Below are 18,664 nucleotides of genomic sequence, written 5' to 3' on the forward strand. Positions count from 1 at the left end.
CCCGACGGGAGAGGGGCTCAAGCAGCCCTTCTCCCTGCGGGAGAAGGTGCCCCGAAGGGGCGGATGAGGGTGCGATTGCGAGTCGATGGCGCCGTTCGACGTCGACTGCTGCATTGCGGACCTACCGTACCCTCACCCCAACCCCTCTCCCGACGGGAGAGGGGCGATCAACCTCACGCCCCCTGCAGCGCCTGCTCCAGATCCGCCAGCAAGTCATCGATATGCTCGATGCCGATCGACAGCCGCACGGTGTCTTCGCTGACACCTGCATGCTCCAGCTCGGCCGGGCCCAGCTGGCGGTGCGTGGTGGACGCCGGGTGCGTCGCCAGCGATTTGGCATCGCCGATATTCACCAGCCGGGTAAACAGCTGCAGCGCATCCAGGAAACGCGCGCCTGCCGCACGCCCGCCCGGCAGGCCAAACGTGAGCACACCGGACCCGTGGCCGCCCAGATATTTCTGCGCCAACGCATGCTCGGGGTGATCCGGCAACGCGGCATAGTTGACCCAGGCAACGCGTGCGTGGTGCTGCAGATACCTCGCAATGGCCAAGGTATTGGCGTTGATGCGCTCCATGCGCAGCGGCAATGTTTCGATGCCTTGCAGGATCAAGAATGCATTGAACGGCGACAGCGCCGCACCGGTATTGCGCAGCGGCACCACCCGCGCACGCCCGATATACGCCGCCTCGCCCAAGGCCTCGGTATACACCACGCCGTGATAACTCACATCCGGTTCGTTGAGGCGCGGAAAGCGTGCCTTGTGCGCCGCCCACGGAAAGCGCCCGCTGTCCACGATCGCCCCACCGATGCTGTTGCCGTGCCCGCCTAGATACTTGGTCAGCGAATGCACCACGATGTCGGCACCGAACTCGATCGGCCGCAGCAGCGACGGCGTGGCGACGGTGTTGTCCACGATCAACGGCACGCCGTGCGCATGCGCCACGGCCGCCACCGCTTCGATATCGGTGATGTTGCCGCGCGGATTGCCGATCGACTCGACGAACACTGCCTTGGTGCGTTCGTCGATCAAGCCGGCAAACGCCTGCGGGTCGCGATAGTCGGCAAAGCGCGTATTGATGCCGAACTGCGGCAGCGTATGCGCGAACAGGTTGTAGGTGCCGCCATACAAGGCGCTGGACGAAACGATATTGTCGCCGGCCTCGGCGATGGTCTGGATCGCATACGTCACCGCGGCCTGCCCCGATGCCAGCGCCAAGGCGCCGATGCCCCCTTCCAGCGCGGCCACGCGCTGCTCCAGCACGTCGTTGGTGGGGTTCATGATGCGGCTGTAGATGTTGCCCTGCACCTTCAGGTCGAACAGGTCCGCGCCATGCTGGGTATCGTCGAACGCATACGCCACCGTCTGATAGATCGGCACCGCCACCGCGCGCGTGGTCGGGTCGGGGCGATACCCGCCATGCACGGCGATGGTTTCAGGCTTCCACTGCGGATCGGTCATGGCACGGCTCGCTGCTGGACGGAAGACAGCGACGATAGCGACGTTGCACAACAACCGTGCTAACCGAGCGTTATCAGCTTATGCCGACCAGTCCCCTTTGAGTGCTATGCGTACCAACAACGGTCAAGCACATGCGATCGCACCGCACCTCTCCCGCGAACGGAAGAGGTGGACAGACGAGGCATTCATAACGCATCCCGCACATGCGTTACAGCGCCCGTCATCGGCTTGTCAGCTCTTGCCGAACTCCAGCCGCCCGCCCTGCGCGCGCACCTGTACGGTGTCACCGCTAAGGTACTGCCCCGACAGGATCTGCTGGGCCAACGGGTTTTCCACCTGCGACTGGATCGCGCGCTTGAGCGGGCGTGCGCCATACACCGGGTCGAAGCCGACATTGCCGAGCAATTCCAGCGCCGCATCGTCCAGGTCCAGCTTGAGGCCGCGCTCGGACAGGCGTTTCTCCAGCCCATGCAACTGGATGCGCGCGATCGACTTGATCTGCGCCTTGTCCAGCGGATGGAACACCACGATGTCGTCCAGCCGGTTGATGAACTCCGGGCGGAAATGCGCCTGCACCACGCCCATCACCGCCGCTTTCATCTGCGTATAGGCCTCGGCGCTGCCGTCGCCGGACAGCTCCTGGATCTGGTGCGAGCCCAGGTTGGAGGTCATCACGATGACGGTGTTGCGGAAGTCCACCGTGCGGCCCTGGCCATCGGTCAGACGGCCATCATCGAGCACCTGCAGCAGGATGTTGAAGACATCGGCATGCGCCTTTTCCACCTCGTCCAGCAGGATCAGCGAATACGGGCGACGGCGCACCGCCTCGGTGAGGTAGCCGCCCTCTTCATAGCCCACATAGCCCGGAGGCGCACCGATCAGGCGCGAGACCGAGTGCTTTTCCATGAACTCGCTCATGTCGATGCGGATCATGGCCTCGGTGCTGTCGAACAGGAAATCCGCCAGCGCCTTGCACAACTCGGTCTTGCCCACGCCGGTCGGCCCCAGGAACAGGAACGAGCCGCTCGGGCGATTGGGATCGGACAGGCCCGCGCGCGAACGCCGCACCGCGTCGGAAACGACCTTGATCGCTTCGTTCTGCCCGACCACGCGGTGATGCAGCTCATCTTCCATGCGCAGCAACTTGTCGCGCTCGCCTTCGAGCATCTTGTTGACCGGAATGCCGGTCCAGCGCGACACCACTTCGGCAATTTCCTCCGCGGTGACGCGATCCTGCACCAGCTTGAAGTCGTGGTGTTCGACCTCGTTGGCCAGCAGCATCTGCTTTTCCAGCTGCGGCAGTACGCCGTACTGGATCTCGCTCATCTTGGCGTAGTCCTGGCGGCGCTGCGCGGCCTCCAGCTCCAGCTTGGCGTGCTCGATCTGCTCCTTGATCTTGGTGGTGCCCTGCAACGCGGCCTTCTCGGACTTCCACACTTCGTTGAGGTCGGAGAACTCGCGTTCGAGCTTGTCGATGTCGGTTTCCAGATCGGCCAGACGCTGCCGTGAGGCGTCGTCCTTTTCCTTCTTCAGCATTTCGCGCTGGATCTTGAGCTGGATCAGGCGGCGCTCCAGGCGGTCGAGTTCTTCCGGCTTGGAGTCGATCTCCATGCGGATGCGCGATGCGGCTTCGTCCATCAGGTCGATGGCCTTGTCCGGCAACTGGCGATCGGTGATGTAGCGGTTGGACAGCGTGGCCGCCGCCACGATCGCCGGGTCGGTGATCTCAACGCCGTGGTGCACGGCGTAGCGTTCCTTCAACCCACGCAGGATGGCGATGGTGTCTTCCACCGTCGGCTCGCCCACAAATACCTTCTGGAAGCGGCGCTCCAGTGCGGCGTCCTTCTCGATGTATTTGCGGTATTCGTCCAGCGTGGTAGCGCCGATGCAATGCAGCTCGCCACGCGCCAGCGCCGGCTTGAGCATGTTGCCAGCATCCATCGCGCCATCGGCCTTGCCCGCGCCCACCATCGTGTGCAGCTCATCGATGAACAGGATGATCTGCCCTTCGTTCTTGGACAGGTCGCTGAGCACCGCCTTCAGGCGCTCTTCGAACTCACCGCGGAACTTGGCGCCGGCAATCAATGCGCCCATGTCCAGCGACAGCACGCGCTTGCCGCGCAGGCCTTCAGGCACTTCGCCGTTGATGATGCGCTGGGCCAGGCCTTCGACAATGGCGGTCTTGCCCACGCCGGGTTCGCCGATCAGCACCGGGTTGTTCTTAGTACGGCGCTGCAGCACCTGGATGGTGCGACGGATCTCTTCATCGCGGCCGATCACCGGATCGAGCTTGCCGCTTTCGGCACGCGCGGTCAGGTCGATGGTGTATTTCTCCAGCGCCTGGCGCTGTTCTTCGGCGTTTTCCGATTGCACGGTTTCGCCGCCGCGCAGCTTGTCGATGGCCGCCTCGATCTTCTTCTTGTCGCCACCGGCCGCGCGCAGGGCCACGCCCAGCGGGCTGGCATCGTCGGCGGCGGCCAGCACGAACCACTCGCTGGCGATGAAGGCATCGCCATGTTGCTGGGCCAGCTTGTCGGTCTGGTTGAGCAGGCGATTGAGGTCGTTGCCGATCGACAGGTTGCCTTCCTGCCCGGAGACCTTGGGCAGCGTGTCCAGCGCCTCGCCAAGGCGCTCGCGCAGCAGCGGCACGTTGACCCCGGCCTGCGACAGCAGCGGGCGCGTGCTGCCGCCGCTCTGGTCGAGCAACGCGGCCAGCACGTGCACCGGCTCGATGATGTTGTGGTCGCGGCCCACGGCCAGCGACTGCGCGTCGGCCAGTGCCTGCTGGAACCGCGAGGTGAGCTTGTCCATCCGCATGGGAAATCCTCTGAACGGGTGGCCGGCGACGCCGGCGATACCGTGCAGATGCGGTTGCCGGGCGGGGTTTCAAGGCTTGCCGGTGCCAGAGTCGGGCAGCGGAGAGGCCGGTGCCCGGCTCCAATTAGCAGTGCCAGGCGGCGCACGCAGCCGGTGTGCGGTTGCGAGGGCGCACCGGTCCGTGAGGCAGCCTCTTGCCCACTGCTGAGGGAGGACGCGTGGCGCAGGGCGCGGCGGCGGAGCCTTCGCGCCCGACGCCCGCTGCTAGACGATCCGCTGCAGCGGTGCCCCTCCGTGTCGCGCAGCCTCACGCGTGGCGTCGCGCCGCACCTCGGCCTTCGCCGCAGCTGACTGCTCGGAGGTCTGCGCAGCTCCCAGCAGGCGCGACAGTACCTGCGCCTGGATCGCCGCCAGGGCCGGTGAGCCGGGCGCACGCGGGTGGGCCACCGGCACTGCGACATCCAGGCCGACCTGACCCTGCTCGACCACTACGATGCGGTCGGCCAGCGCGCACGCTTCGGCCACGTCATGGGTCACCAGCACCAGGGTGAAGCCGTAGTGCCGCCACAGCTGCACGATCAGCTGCTGCATTTCGATACGGGTCAATGCATCCAGCGCGCCCAGTGGTTCGTCCAGCAGCAGCAGCCGTGGCCGATGCACCAGCGCGCGCGCCAGCGCCACGCGCTGCCGCTGGCCGCCCGACAGCGCCGCCGGCCAGTCGCCGCCACGCGTGCCCAGCCCCACCGCATCCAGCGCGGCCTGGGCCTGCATGCGGCCGGCACGGCCCAGCCCCAGCGCCACGTTGTCGATCACCCGCTTCCACGGCAGCAGCCGCGCGTCCTGGAACATCAGCCGTACCGCATCGTGCTGCGCGGCAAGTGGCGCAGCGCCGCTCTCCACAGCGCCGCTGTCGGCCGCTTCCAGCCCGGCAATCACCCGCAGCAGGGTGCTCTTGCCGCAGCCGCTGCGGCCCACCACCGCGACGCAGGCGCCGGGGGCAATCTGCAGATCGATGCCGCGCAGCACCTCGCTGTCGCCATAACGCTTGCCGATGCCGCGCAGGCTCAGCGGCAGGCCGGTGTCGGTCGCGCTCATCGGCGCACCTGCGCAGGCTGCTGGTGTGCCGGGTGCCAGCCTAGCCACCAGGCTTCCAGGCCGCGTGCGGCCAGGTCGGCCAGCTTGCCGAGCAGCGCGTACAGCACGATCGCCACCACCACGATGTCGGTCTGCAGGAACTCGCGCGCATTGGTGGCCAGATAGCCGATGCCGGAACTGGCCGAAATGGTTTCGGCCACGATCAGGGTCAGCCACATCAGCCCCAGCGCGAAGCGCAAGCCGACCAGGATGGAGGGCAGCGCGCCGGGCAGCAGCACATCGACAAACAGCTGCGGCCCACGTAGACCGTAGTTGCGCGCCATCTCGATCAAGGCCGGGTCCACGCTGCGGATGCCGTGATAGGTATTGAGGTAGATCGGGAAGAACGTGCCCAGCGCCACCAGGAACAGCTTGGCGCCCTCGTCGATGCCGAACCACAGGATCACCAGCGGGATCAGCGCCAGATGCGGCACGTTGCGCAGCATCTGCAGGCTGCTGTCGAGCAGCCGTTCCGCCACCTGCGATACGCCCGTCAACAGGCCCAGTGCCAGGCCGATGCTGCCGCCGATGGCCAGGCCCACCGCCGCGCGCCAACCGCTGATGGCCAGGTGCTGCCACAGCTCACCACTTTGCACGAGCGTGATGGCGGCACGCAGCACCGCATCGGGCGCAGGAAGAATGCGCTGCGGCAGCCAGCCCCTGGCCGCGGCAATCTGCCATGCCAGCAGCAATGCCAGCGGCAGCAACCAGGGCACCAAGCCGGTGCCCAGACGGCGTGCGCGGGCGCTCATTGCAGCACTGTCGTGGCGGCGGCGCATCGCATTACCGCGTGTTGCATCGACACGTTGGCGCTCGCCTGCGCGCACGCAGGCTCCCGGTGCCGCATTGCACACGTGCATGCCATCGAGCGCATCACTTGCCCGCCGGCTGTGCAGCGGCCGGCGCAGGCGCGCGCCACACCGCCGGTGCCACCAGCACGCGCCTGGGCAGCAGGCGCTGTGCATGGAACAGGTCGGCGGTGGCTTGCTGGGCCTTGATGACCTGCGCATTGAGCGGCTGCACGCTGGCCGGCGGGCGGTGCGCCAGTGTGCGTTCGACCACCGCAGGCGGCAGCCCGCTCACCTGCGACAACACCTTGATGCTGCCGGCGCGGTCGCGCTCCAGCAGGCCATCGGCCTGGTTGAGTTGCACCATCACCTGTTGCACGAACGGACCCCACACGGTGGCATAGCGGCGCGACGACAGGAAGAACCCGCCGGTCAGCCCCAGCCCTTCGCCGTTGGCAAGCAGGCGTGCACTGCCATCCAGGGTCAGGGCCGAATACCACGGGTCCCAGATGGCCCACGCATCCACCTGCCCGGCCGCGAAGGCCGCACGCGCGTTGGCCGGCGACAGATACAACGGCGTGATGTCGCGCAGGCTCAGGCCGGATTTGGCCAACAAGCGCAACAACAGGTTGTGCGCGCTGGAGCCTTTATGAAACGCGACGCGCTTGCCCTTGAGCTCGGCCACCGTGCGCAGCGTGCTCTTGGTCGGCACCAGGATGGTCTCGGCCTTCGGCGTGGGTGGTACCCAACCCACATACAGCAAGTCGGCCCCGGCGGCCTGCGCGAACAACGGCGGAATGTCGCCGGCGCCGCCCAGGTCGATGCTGCCCACGTTCAAGGCTTCCAGCAATTGCGGGCCGGCCGGAAATTCCACCCAGGTGATCCTGGTGCGGGGAAAGCGTTGTTCCAGCAAGCGATGCTGCTTGGCCAGCACCAGACTCGACACCGCTTTTTGATAACCGATGCGCAATTGCGCCGGCTCGGCTGCGAGCGCGGGCTTCCCCAGCACGATGTTGAAGAACAGCCACGCAGACACCCACACGGCCACCCACCCCGCGCGCGCAGCTGTCAGCCGGCGGCGCGCCGCACGCAGCCGGCGCTTTGCACCTACCGTAACCCCCGCCTGCGTTTCACCGCCACGTGCGGCCAACGGCTGCGTGGCCGTTTCGATTGTCGTTGCTGAAACGCAGTGACGCATCGGCAGCTTCCTCATTGCCAATCGGTGGAGGGTTTTTCCCAAAGGTTGATCCCGCCCTCGACCGCATGGCGATCGATCTCGGCCAACTCGTCTGCAGTGAACGCAGGCGTCTGCAATGCCGCCACGTTTTCGATCAACTGCTCCGGGCGGCTGGCACCCAGCAGCGCCGAGCTCACCCGCGGATCGCGCAGCACCCAGGCCAGCGCCAGCTGCGCCAGGCTCTGCCCGCGCCGCTGCGCAATGGCATTCAAGCCGCGTGCGCGTTGCAGGTTGTCGTCGGACAGGTGTTCGGGCCGCAAGGATTGACCACCGGGGCGATTGACGCGCGCATCCTCGGGAATGCCCTCCAGATACTTGCCGGTAAGCAGGCCCTGCGCCAACGGTGTAAACGCAATCACTCCGGCACCCAGGTCGGCGGTGGTGTCCAGCAACTCCTGCTCCGGCCAGCGGTTGAACAGGTTGTAGGCCGGCTGATGGATCAGCAGCGGCACGTTCCACTCGCGCAGCAGCGCGGCAATCTCGCGCGTGCGCGCCGCCGAATACGACGACACGCCCACGTACAGCGCCTTGCCCTGCTGCACCGCACTGGCCAGCGCACCGGCGGTCTCTTCCAGCGGTGTGTCCGCATCGAAGCGATGCGAATAGAAGATGTCCACATACTCCACGCCTAGCCGCTGCAGGCTTTGATCCAGGCTGGACAGCAGATATTTGCGCGAGCTGCCGCCCTGCCCGTACGGGCCCGGCCACATGTCCCAGCCGGCCTTAGTGGAAATGATCAATTCGTCGCGATACGGTCTGAAATCTTCACGCAGCAGCCGGCCAAAGTTGATCTCCGCGCTGCCGTACGGCGGGCCATAGTTGTTGGCCAGATCGAAGTGGGTGATGCCCAGGTCGAACGCGGTGCGCAGCAATGCGCGCTGGGTGTCGATCGGCGTGCTGTCGCCGAAGTTGTGCCACAGGCCCAGCGACAGGGCGGGCAACACCAGGCCGCTGCGACCGACGCGGCGGTAGGCGATACGGTCGTAACGGTCGGGATGTGCGAGATAGGTCATGAGTGGTTCCGATTGATCAGCGGGCGCTGAAGCGATTGACGGGGCGTTGCAGCCCCAGATGATCGCGCAGCGTGCGCCCGGCATATTCACGCCGGAACAGCCCACGCCGCTGCAGCTCCGGCACCACGTGCGTGGCCACATCGGCCAGGCCGCCGGGCAGATGTGGCACCAGCACGTTGAACCCGTCTGCCGCGCCCTGTTCGAACCAGGCCTGCAACTCGTCGGCAATCTGCGTGGGCGTGCCGATCAGGCTGTAGTGGCCGCGCCCGCCGGCGATGCGCCGGCCAAGCTGGGCGATGCTCAGCTGTTCCTGCCCGGCCAGCTCGGTGAACAACTGCTGGCGGCTGCGCTGGCCGGTTTCGGTCAGCGGCAATTCCGGCAGCGGACCATCGGCCGGATAGCCGGACAGGTCGAAGTTGCCCAGCATGCGCGACAACAGCGCGATGCCGACCTGCGGCTCCACCAGGTCCTGGAACTGCTCGAATTTTTCCTGCGCCTCGGCCTGGCTCTGCCCCACCACGATGAACACGCCGGGCAAGACCTTCAGCGCATCGCGCGCGCGGCCGAACTGTTCCAGCCGTCCCTTGATGTCGGCATAGAACGCCTGCGCCTTGGCCAGCGACGATTGCGCGGTGAACACCACCTCGGCCGTCTCGGCGGCCAGCGCACGCCCCGGCTCGGACGAGCCGGCCTGCACCAGCACCGGGTGGCCCTGCGGCGCACGCGCAATATTGAGCGGGCCACGCACCTGGAAGTGCGTGCCGCGGTGGTCCAGCACATGCGCACGCGCCGGGTCGTGATGCAGGCCGGCCGCCTTGTCGGCGATGAAGGCATCGTCGTCCCAGCTGTCCCACAGCCCGGCCACCACCTGCTGGAACTCGCGCGCCCGCGCATAGCGCTCGGCATGCACGTAATGCGCATCGCGATTGAAATTGAGCGCCTCGTCGGCGGCATCGGAGGTGACCAGGTTCCAGCCGGCACGCCCGCCGGAGAGATGATCCAGCGAGGCGAACTTGCGCGCCACGTGATACGGCTCGTTGTAGCTGGTGGTCATGGTGGCGATCAGGCCGATGCGCTCGCTGACCGCCGCCAGCGCGCTGAGCAGGGTCAGCGGCTCGAACAGGCTGGAACGCGCCATCTGCGGGGCGACCGGCCCGCCCGCTGCGGCCAGGCTGTCGGCGACGAACACCGCGTCGAACCTGGCGGCTTCGGCAATGCGCACCATCTCGCGGTACTGCGCAAAATCCAGCGTCTGCGCACTGACCTGTGGGTGCCGCCACGCCGCTACGTGATGACCGGTGGCCATCAGGAATGCACCTAGCGACAGCTGACGTGGCGCACTCATCGTGGACCGCCGCACGTGTCGCAACTCATCGTCACGTTCAAACCCATCGTCAAAAATCCTTGCGCACTTGCAGGCCCAGGTAACGCCGATCGTCGCGCGGTACCAATCGATAGACATTGCCGGTGGCGTTGGCCAGCAGCGGCGCGTACGACCGATCGCCGAGATTGCGTCCCAGCACCGCCACCCGCCAGCCGTGCGCATCGTCGGCAACTGCGATGCTGGCGTTCCAGATCGCATACGGTCCCTGGATGGTCTGCGGAGTCTGGCTGAGGTCGTACTGCACGCTGTCCTGCCAGCTCACATCGCCGTTGAATTCCAGCGCCAGGCTGCCCCGCAGCGGCACGCGATAACCCGCACGCAGAGTGCCCTTCCAGTCCGGCGAAAACGGCAGCGGCCGGCCATCGACATTGCAGTTGGCCGCCGCCGCTGGCGGGCAGGCGAAGCGCTGGATGCGTGCCTGCGTGTAGGCCAGCGAGGCGGCCAGGCTGAGCCGCTCGGTCGGGCGGTAGTCCAGGTCCAGCTCCAGGCCCTGCGTGCGCACCTGCCCGGCATTGATCAGCCGCGTCACCACCTGCCCGGCCACGGTGTCGAAGAAGTTGGCCTGGTAATTGGCATATTCGGTATGGAACAACGCCACGTTTGCACTCAGCCGGTCATCCAGGGCGCGCGCCTTCAAACCCAGCTCCCAGGCGTTGGAGGTCTCCGGCTTGAGTGCCGGCGTGTCGCGCGGCTGCATGTTGAAGAACACGTTGTAGGCCGGGCCCTTGTAGCCGCGCGAATAGGTGAGGTAGCCGGTGGTGCGCGCATCGAAGTCGTACTGCAGGCCGGTGCGACCCGAAATGCCGTTTTCTGCGGTGCTGCCGCTGCTTGCGGTGGCCGGCTGGATGCCGGTGACCGCCGTTGCGGAGGTGGACACGCGACGATGGTGATAGTCCAGCGTGTCGCGGGTGAAGCGCACACCGAGCAAGGCGCGCAGATCCGGGCGCCAATGCCAGGTGGCTTCGCCGAACGCGGCGTAGGTCTGCGCACGGGTGGCGTAGTCGGCCACGCCGACCGTGCTGGCAGTGGGCGAGGTGACGGTGCGGCGGTAGGTTTCGTCGCTGCGCGCGTGCAGGTAATACAGCCCGGCCACCGCCTCCACGGCGCGGTCGCGCGGGGTCTGCACGCGCAGTTCCTGCGAGTACTGCGTGTAGCCCAGATCGCCCCGGTCATGCGATGCCGGAAACGCCGCACTGCGCTGGGCGGTGCGGTCGCCATCCTGGAATTGCGTGTTGTCCCATTGCCGCCATGCGCTGATCGAGGTCAGCACCAGCTCGCCGACGTGCTGATCCAGCTGCAGCGAGGCGCCCTTGTTGATGTCGTCCAGAGACGTGGGGAAATCGCTGTTGATCTGCCGGTTGTCGGCCCCGGCCCGCACCGGCGCCAGGGCGGCGGCAAAGTCGGCACGCGTGCTGGCCACCACCACCCCGCTGGGCGCATCGCTGTGGGACTGCAGGTAATCGGCCAACAGGGTCGCGGTGAAGTCGGGCGTGGGGGTGAGATCCAGCCGCAGCCGTGCACCGGCGCGTCGGTAGCCATTGACGGTCTGCCCATCGGCCACGTTGCGCACGTTGCCGCCGTACTCGGCCCACACCGCCGACACGCTGGCCTTGAGCACCTCCGGCAGCAACGCGCCCCCGATGCTGGCACGCACGCGGTCTTCGTCGCCGCCACCAAAGTGCGAGTAATCCACATAATCGCCAACTGTCTCCGGCGCCGGCTTGCTGACGATGTTGAGCACCCCGGCCGAAGCGTTCTTGCCGAACAAGGTGCCCTGCGGCCCGCGCAGCACCTCGATGCGTTCGACATCGAGCAGATCCAGCGTGGCCTGCCCGGGCCTGCCCAGCACCACGCCATCGATCACCGTGGCCACGCTGGGCTCCACGCCCGGCGAAGTGGAAATGGTGCCCACCCCGCGCAGGAACAACGAGGTGTCCTTGTTCGACGCGCCGGTGCGGAAGGTCAGGCTGGGCACCAGTGCCGGCAGGTCCGCCACGCTGTTGCGGTTCTCGCGCTCCAGCGTCTCGCCCTGCACCACCGACACCGCCACCGGCACCTGCTGCAAGGTGGTTTCGCGCCGTGTGGCCGTCACCGTCACTGCACCGAGCGTCTGCGCCGCGCCCGCCGGCGTCGCGGGTTCACCCACTTCATCCGCCATGGCCGGCGCACACGCCAGCGCCAGGCTCCATGCCAATCGTTGCGGGGTAGCCAACCACCTTGAAGCAGAAGCGATCCCGTCGGGGATCCGGTGTTGCACAGGCATGGAGGTCCTTGTGGGTGGGCGATATGGCGTATTCCGAGCGCGTTGCGGCCAGTTGCGCGCGCGTCGCTTGGCGTTCTGTCGCCAAGCCGGCGGGACCGCGCATGGCAGTAGGGCATGCTGTTTGCCGGCGCCGCGAGCGTCAAATAACCAATGTTTAGGTGGTTATTCACTCGTGCGTTGCGTGGTCGGCGCCGGCCCGCACCGCCATCGTCGGTGCGCTGACGCTGTGCAGGCGCCGGCCAGCGGCGATAATGCGGCCATGGATGCACCCAAGCCCTGGTATCTGTATCTGCTGCTGTGCCGCAACGGCAGCTATTACGCCGGAATCACCAATGATCTGGAGCGGCGTTTCCAGGCGCATGCGCAAGGCACCGGCGCGCGCTACACGCGCGCCAATCCGCCACTGCAGATCATCGCCAGCCACCGCTACCCGGACCGCAGCAGCGCCTCGCGCGCGGAGTGCGCGCTCAAGCGTCAGCCGCGTGCGCGCAAGCTGGCGTGGCTGCTGGCGCAGCCGGCGGCTGTGGCCGGGTCACAGCCCGCTGACGCTGCGGTCACGCCCGACTAGCCGCGCATTGCCTAGGCTGCAGCGCCATTCGAACGCGGAGCAGCGCATGCACTATCAGCTCTATTACTGGACCGGCCTGCAGGGACGCGGCGAATTCGCCCGTCTGGCGCTGGAGGATGCAGGTGCCCATTACACTGATGTGGCGCGCGTCGACGGCGATGAGGCCATGACAGCATTCCTGCAGGGTCGGCAGGACGGTGCACAGCCGTTCGCACCGCCCTTCCTGCGTGCGGGCGATGTCGTGGTGGCACAGGTGGCGGCGATCCTGCATTTCCTGGGGCCACAGCTGCAGTTGGTGCCCGGGGCCGAGGCCCAACGGCTGCAGGCGCTGCAACTGCAGATGACCATTGCCGACCTGGTGGCCGAAGTGCACGACACCCATCACCCGATCGGCGTCGGGCTTTACTACGAGGATCAGAAAGCCGAAGCGGCCAAGCACGCTGCGGACCTGCGCGAGAACCGGTTACCCAAGTTCCTGGGCTATTTCGAGCAGGTGCTGCAACACGCCGGTGGCACGCATGCGCTGGGGAAACACTCGTACGTGGACCTGTCGTTGTTTCAGCTGGTCAGCGGGCTGGACTACATGTTCCCCAAACGCATGGCGACGCTTGCCAAGGACCTGCCTGGCCTCAAGGCCCTGCAGCAGCGCGTGGCAGAGCGGCCGCGAATTGCGGCCTATCTGGCCTCCGAGCGCCGCGTGGCGTTCAATACCAATGGCATCTTCCGCCACTACCCGGAGCTGGATGCCGACTAGACATCTACGTGAAGCCTTCGCATGGCGGCCTGCAATCGTTGACGCGTGCGTCGAATGCGCTCATCGCATTCGCCGCCGCTGTCTTCAGACCGCTCGAAGAGATGACACACCGGGCGCACGTGTGTGCGCCGCTGGTACACCGCACGTACCACTGCCATCAGCGTCCCTGCAACAGTGCCGCGCGTATGGCGTGTAACTGCGCTTTTACTGCCTGCGCCTGGCTTGGCCCCAGGCGCAGGATTGCCTTCTGCCCGACGGATAAACCTTCCAGCGCCGGATCCACGAAGCGATAGCGGCCACGCTCGTCGCGCACCACGGCAATGGGCTGACGTGGCTCCGGGGTCCGCAGCAGATGGTCGATCACATCGATCACGCGATCGTTGAAGTAACGGTCGGGCGCGCCCAGGTTGGCGTAGGCCTGCTGAAACAACGGGTAGAAGCGCACATAGCTGCGGACCAGTGCCTGCGCATCCACCGTGGTGAACGCGGTGACATATGGCGCGTAGCGCGCGGCGTTGGCCTGATCGATGACGCTGTGATCGGCAGCGCTGCTGACCTGGAACTCGCTCGGCACCGGCTGCAGCACCAGGGCACGCCGGCTGATGCTGGGCTGGGTCAGATTGTCGATCATCACCACCACGCGCTCGATCAGGTGCGCACGCAGCACGATCGACAACGCGTCGTCTTGCTGCACCAGCGCCTGCAGTGCCTGCCACGCGGCCTCATCGCTTTGCGCCAACGCCGGAATCGCTGCGTCCGCCGCATCGGGCGATGGCGTCTGCACCGGATGGCGGGGCCCGGCCGGCGCCGGCGTTGCCGGAGTGACCGCCGCCGCCACTGCGGTGGCGGTTCGGCTGATGGGCGCGGGCAGCGCGCCCGTATGCTCGGATGGCCCGCTGAACAGCCACCAGGCAGCGCCGGCGATCACTGGCACGGCCAGCAGCCATGGCCAGCGCGAGGACGGTGTTTGCATCGTGGAGCCCCTTACGTCGACAACATCCAGGGTGTGACCATGGGATGGCGCAAGGGTTCCATCGCTCGTGGCCGCACGCGCATTCATCGCGCACGCAGGCCCACGCAGGGCACCGCGGCATGCACGGGGTTGCCTGTATTCCAGCGCAAACCCGCGTCATTCCGACCTGGAGCTGCAGCACCACGCTGCAGGCCGCGCACCCATGGTGCATAAACGCACGCGTGGCGCTGCAAACGAAGCGTCACCGGCGCCCGGCCGTGCTCATCCGGCAAAATCCAGCCGCGCATTCACCCACGCCGCCACGATGGCGGCCGCTGCCTGCTCGGCCTGTTCTGCCGGCAGCTGCTTTTCGCGCACCAGCCATGCGGCGGTGTCTGCGCGCACCTTCGGTAACAGCGCGCGCACCGCCTTGCGATCTGCGGCCGGCCAATCACTGTCATTGCCGCTCCACGCGGCAATCGCCTTGTCCGGGTCATTGCCGTAGCGCTTGCGCAGTGCCGGCTGCAGGTACAGCAATGGCGAAACCGACGCCCGCAGCGCGACGACTTCCCACTCGGCGTAGCTTGCATAGCGAATGGTGCCGGCGTCCTTGCTCATGGCCTCGATCATCCCCGCAAAGCCGGCATCGAGCTGTTTCCAGCTGGCAAGCGCGAACAGCCCGCCCGGCGGCGCGCAGATCGGCGCGAACCCGTCGCGCGTGGAGCCGTACAACGGCCCGAATGCGTCGTACGCCGGCTCTCCCACTGCCGCGAAGATGAAGCAGTGCACATAAGGTCGTTGATCGCCATTGTCGCGCTCGATCCACATCCGCAGCAGGCTCAAGACGCGTTCCTGCCGTGAGCTGGGCGGTGCACCGGCCACGTCATCGAGCAGCGAGGCCGCAAACCCATCCACCTTGCGCAGCGCCGTGCGTGCATGTGCAAACCGTGCATCTGCCAGCGCGGCATCCACACCGGCGGCCGGCACGAACTGATGCAGGTACGCCAGCCACGCCGACGCCAGCGGCGCGTCGTAGCCCTGCAACTGGCGCGCCGCGTCGGCAGGGGCGGCGGGAATGCTGGCGATGATGCGGTCCAGCCCTTGTTGCTGGGCGGTGAGTGCCTTGCTCAGCACATCGGCCCTGGCCGTCAGGCTGCGCTGCAGGCAGTCATCCGGCTTGGCGTCCTGCGCGCAGGAATTACGCTGCCGCAGCCAGGCGCGCTGTTGCTCGCGTACGCTGGCCACTGCCGTACGCGGCGCAGTCTGCACCAGCGCCTGGTAGCTGTCATCCAGCTGCTCGTCCAGCAGGCCGAGCGCAGGCACCGCACACAGGCGCTTTTCCACCAGTGTGCTCGCCTGCTTGCAGTCGAACGACGCTGCCCACGCGCCGTTCGCACTCAGCACCAGGGCACCGCCCAGCAGCCACCGCAGCGCGCATGCCCGGCGCGTCATTGCGCGGCCTGCTTGCGCACCGGCAGCAGCGACAGCAGCAGCAAGGTCACTGCCAGCGCCACGTAGGCACCGAAGAACTGCCAGCTGATCACCCGCGCCAGGCCGTGCAGCGACCACGGCAGATAGATGCCGCCGCGCGGATCCACCGAATGGATTAACCCGAACAGGGTCAACCCCGCGGCGACCAGCAGGAACACCGCACCGCGCCGCAGCCGGCCATCGATCATCGCCGCCACCGTGGCGATCCACAGCATCGCGGTGATGATGAAGCCATTGCCCAGTGCGAAGATCACTGCCAGCTCCGGCAAGCCATGGCCATCGAGCTTGGTCGTCAACGCCACCAGCTGCTCCGGCGCGATCCAGCCCGGTGCCTTGATGGTCAGCAGGTACGCCACCGATGGCAGGAACCCGAGCACCATCGCGCCGGCATGCTGCCGGGGCGTGGCCTGGAAGGCCTGGGTGGTGATGTCGATGGACACATACACGATGATCGGCGCCAGCACCGCCAGCGGCAGCCACTGCACCAGCCCGCTGATCACCCCGAGCATGCCGCCAATGCCGACGAACAGCCCCGTCAGCAGCGTGTAGCCCGAGCGCGCGCCCATGTGCTTGTAGGCGGGCTGGCCGATGTAGGGCGTGGTCTGCGCCACGCCGCCGCACACGCCGGCCACCAACGTGGCGAAGGCTTCCACCAGCAGGATGTCGCGGGTGCGGTAATCGTCGCCGGCGGCGCGTGCGCTTTCGCTGACGTTGATGCCGCCCACCACCATCAACAGACCGAACGGCAGCAGCAACGGCAGATACGCCACCGTCGCCGGAAGCCCGTCGATGAAGCCCAGATTCGGCAGCGGCAGCACGATCTGCGGCGGCGTCCACGCCGGCACCGTGAAGCCCGGTGCGCCCAATCCGGCCAGGCCAAGCCCGTAATACAGTGCGGTGCCGATCACGAACGCCACCAGCACGCCGGGCAGCTTGGTCGGCAGGCGGCCCTTGGCCAGCAGCACGTACAGCAGCAGGCCCAGGGTGACGAAACCGGCCACTGGCGAGCGCAGCGTTTCCAGCAGCGGCAACAGACCCATCAGCACCAGCGCGATGCCGGCGATCGAGCCGAGCAGCGCTGCACGCGGCAACGCCCGGGTCACCGCCTCGCCCACGAACGACAGCACCAGCTTGAGCAGGCCCATCACCACCAGCGCGGCCATGCCGAGCTTCCAGGTGGCGATTGCCGCCGCCTGCGGGTCCAGTCCCTGCGCCTTGAAACCGGCGAACGCCGGGCCCAGCACCAGCAGCGCCATGCCGATGCTGGTGGGCGCATCCAGTCCCAGCGGCATGGCGGTGACGTCGTCGCGCCCGGTGCGTGCGGCCAGCCGCCGCGCCATCAGGGTATAGAGCAGATTGCCCACCAGCACGCCGAACGCGGTGCCCGGGAACATGCGCCCGAACACCACTTCCGCGGGGAACTGGAAGATGCCCACCAGCGCCATCGCGATGAAGCCGAGGATGGAAAGATTGTCGACCACCAGGCCGAAGAAGCCATTGAGGTCGCCGGCGACGAACCAGCGCGGCGAGGCCGCAGGACGCGAAGAGGGAGCGGACATGGAGGTCTGCGAGACGTGGGGACAGGCGATGGTAGCCGCTGCCTGGTACGCGCGACAGCGGCCCGATGGAACGAGGTGTTGGCGCACCCGGTATGGAGGCGCGCGGCCATCAGCAGGACCCTGCACAGGCTCTTGCACACACTGCCAGCGCGTTGCGACGGGTTGCAGGATCCGCCTGCGCGATCAGCCAGCACCCCGCTGCGCAGGCCGTGCCAGCGATACGACAGAGCCGGCACATTGAACAGTCGCCAGCTACATGCAGGCTCGCTTGCAGCGCATCGCACGGCTGCCAGTGCCGATTCAGCGCCGTGGCCGCGCCGGCCCAACCAATCAGCTGGATGCCTGCGGGCTACTGCTGGCGCAAGGCGTCCACACTCACCCAGCCCAGCATGTCGCCTGCCGTGGCGCTGCGGTAACGTAGCTTGATGCGCGTGGCATCGGCGCTGACATCCAGCGCGTCGGCGCGATCGCCGCGCACCAGATAACGCCGCGTCGTGGACGCGGTTGCCGTGGCGTAGAAGGGCAGGCGCGCTACCTGCACCCGCAGTTGCACCGGCATCGGCGACTCCAGTGTTTCGCCGATGGCAGTGGCGATCACGACGCCCTGCGGGTCGAAGGTGGACCACACCGACAGCGGATACGCGTCGTCGCCGTCGCGCCCAAGCAACGCCTGGATGTCCGGCGCGTTGATCGGCTGCTGGGAGCGATAGACATAGAGCCGGCCAGCGCTATAGCGATATTGGTCGCTGTACCACATCGGCCCGCTACGGCAGGAGCTGGTCAGGCTGCGGTCCTTGGCATCGGGGGTCAGATTCCACAGCCCATCGCATTGCACCGCCGGGCGCGTTGGCGCGGCCAGCGGCTGAAAGCGCCGTCGTACCGGGTCGAAGAGGAACACCAGCGTCGCTTCATTGACCTGGCCCAGCATCGCGGTCACCGCAAGATCGCGGTGCCCGTCGAAGTCGTAGTCGTCGCTGCGCAGAGCGCTCCCGCCTTCGCCGTCATCCACATCCGCGTCCAGCCACTGTGTACTGCCGCCCGGCGACAGCACCACCTGTAAGCGCGTGCCGACCAACGTGGCGGTGGCCTGGGTCTGCGCATCGATGCGCACCTGCACGCGGGTATCGTCGGCCGCAGTCGCCGCGCCGGTGAACGCTCCCAGCGCCACGAACAGGAACGCGGGCACGCCGCGATGGGCGTGCGGCCATCGCCATCGCGGCCTGTTGGTCACCATGCGCGATGCC

The 18,664-nt window shown here is 67.1% G+C and carries 14 protein-coding genes; 2 read left to right on the forward strand and 12 right to left on the reverse strand.

The annotated features are described in order from the left end of the window. Positions 1-173: 173 nt before the first annotated feature. The 8 genes from ABQZ09_RS04645 to ABQZ09_RS04680 all read right to left on the reverse strand — a co-directional run bounded on the left by ABQZ09_RS04645 (position 174) and on the right by ABQZ09_RS04680 (position 11,991). Positions 174-1,460: an O-acetylhomoserine aminocarboxypropyltransferase/cysteine synthase family protein gene (locus tag ABQZ09_RS04645; RefSeq protein WP_349776227.1), complete on the reverse strand. Its 1,287-nt coding sequence runs from the start codon at positions 1,458-1,460 to the stop codon at positions 174-176. A gap of 231 nt (positions 1,461-1,691) precedes the next feature. Next, a complete protein-coding gene (gene clpB, locus ABQZ09_RS04650) occupies positions 1,692-4,277 on the reverse strand; it encodes an ATP-dependent chaperone ClpB (RefSeq protein ID WP_039563705.1) in 2,586 nt (861 codons plus the stop codon). Between the two features lie 264 nt (positions 4,278-4,541). Continuing rightward, positions 4,542-5,372, reverse strand: coding sequence for an ATP-binding cassette domain-containing protein (locus ABQZ09_RS04655; RefSeq protein WP_349776228.1), 831 nt, complete (start codon positions 5,370-5,372; stop codon positions 4,542-4,544). After that, complete coding sequence (ssuC, locus tag ABQZ09_RS04660) at positions 5,369-6,163, reverse strand: aliphatic sulfonate ABC transporter permease SsuC (protein ID WP_349776229.1); 795 nt, start codon at positions 6,161-6,163, stop codon at positions 5,369-5,371. The genes ABQZ09_RS04655 and ssuC overlap by 4 nt, the downstream gene beginning before the upstream one ends. A gap of 121 nt (positions 6,164-6,284) precedes the next feature. Beyond that, complete coding sequence (locus ABQZ09_RS04665) at positions 6,285-7,397, reverse strand: aliphatic sulfonate ABC transporter substrate-binding protein (protein WP_349776342.1); 1,113 nt, start codon at positions 7,395-7,397, stop codon at positions 6,285-6,287. 11 nt (positions 7,398-7,408) lie between these two features. Further along, positions 7,409-8,449 (reverse strand): L-glyceraldehyde 3-phosphate reductase, encoded by a 1,041-nt coding sequence (gene mgrA, locus ABQZ09_RS04670; protein ID WP_228889258.1) that lies wholly within the window; start codon positions 8,447-8,449, stop codon positions 7,409-7,411. Positions 8,450-8,465: 16 nt separating this feature from the next. After that, the gene (locus ABQZ09_RS04675) at positions 8,466-9,794 is read right to left on the reverse strand and encodes an LLM class flavin-dependent oxidoreductase (protein WP_184556815.1); all 1,329 of its coding nucleotides are present in this window, start codon (positions 9,792-9,794) and stop codon (positions 8,466-8,468) included. Positions 9,795-9,843: 49 nt separating this feature from the next. Beyond that, complete coding sequence (locus ABQZ09_RS04680; protein WP_349776343.1) at positions 9,844-11,991, reverse strand: TonB-dependent receptor; 2,148 nt, start codon at positions 11,989-11,991, stop codon at positions 9,844-9,846. Between the two features lie 364 nt (positions 11,992-12,355). Between ABQZ09_RS04680 and ABQZ09_RS04685 the strand changes: the two genes are divergently transcribed. Then, positions 12,356-12,664, forward strand: coding sequence for a GIY-YIG nuclease family protein (locus ABQZ09_RS04685; RefSeq protein WP_166749146.1), 309 nt, complete (start codon positions 12,356-12,358; stop codon positions 12,662-12,664). A gap of 46 nt (positions 12,665-12,710) precedes the next feature. Further along, a complete protein-coding gene (locus tag ABQZ09_RS04690; RefSeq protein ID WP_349776230.1) occupies positions 12,711-13,418 on the forward strand; it encodes a glutathione S-transferase in 708 nt (235 codons plus the stop codon). A gap of 157 nt (positions 13,419-13,575) precedes the next feature. Here the strand turns inward: ABQZ09_RS04690 and ABQZ09_RS04695 are convergent, their stop codons facing one another. The 4 genes from ABQZ09_RS04695 to ABQZ09_RS04710 all read right to left on the reverse strand — a co-directional run bounded on the left by ABQZ09_RS04695 (position 13,576) and on the right by ABQZ09_RS04710 (position 18,654). Continuing rightward, the gene (locus ABQZ09_RS04695) at positions 13,576-14,391 is read right to left on the reverse strand and encodes a DUF3014 domain-containing protein (RefSeq protein WP_349776231.1); all 816 of its coding nucleotides are present in this window, start codon (positions 14,389-14,391) and stop codon (positions 13,576-13,578) included. A gap of 261 nt (positions 14,392-14,652) precedes the next feature. Then, positions 14,653-15,822 carry a lysozyme inhibitor LprI family protein gene (locus ABQZ09_RS04700; RefSeq protein ID WP_228314254.1) on the reverse strand — a complete coding sequence of 390 codons (1,170 nt, stop codon included), beginning with the start codon at positions 15,820-15,822 and terminating at the stop codon, positions 14,653-14,655. Further along, a complete protein-coding gene (locus ABQZ09_RS04705; protein ID WP_349776232.1) occupies positions 15,819-17,420 on the reverse strand; it encodes a hypothetical protein in 1,602 nt (533 codons plus the stop codon). Before ABQZ09_RS04705 ends, ABQZ09_RS04700 begins: the two co-directional genes overlap by 4 nt. 349 nt (positions 17,421-17,769) lie before the next feature. Further along, positions 17,770-18,654 (reverse strand): XAC2610-related protein, encoded by an 885-nt coding sequence (locus tag ABQZ09_RS04710; RefSeq protein ID WP_503018479.1) that lies wholly within the window; start codon positions 18,652-18,654, stop codon positions 17,770-17,772. Positions 18,655-18,664 lie beyond the last annotated feature (10 nt).

The sequence above is a fragment of the Xanthomonas sp. WHRI 6106 genome, assembly GCF_040202405.1.
Classification (GTDB): domain Bacteria; phylum Pseudomonadota; class Gammaproteobacteria; order Xanthomonadales; family Xanthomonadaceae; genus Xanthomonas; species Xanthomonas cannabis.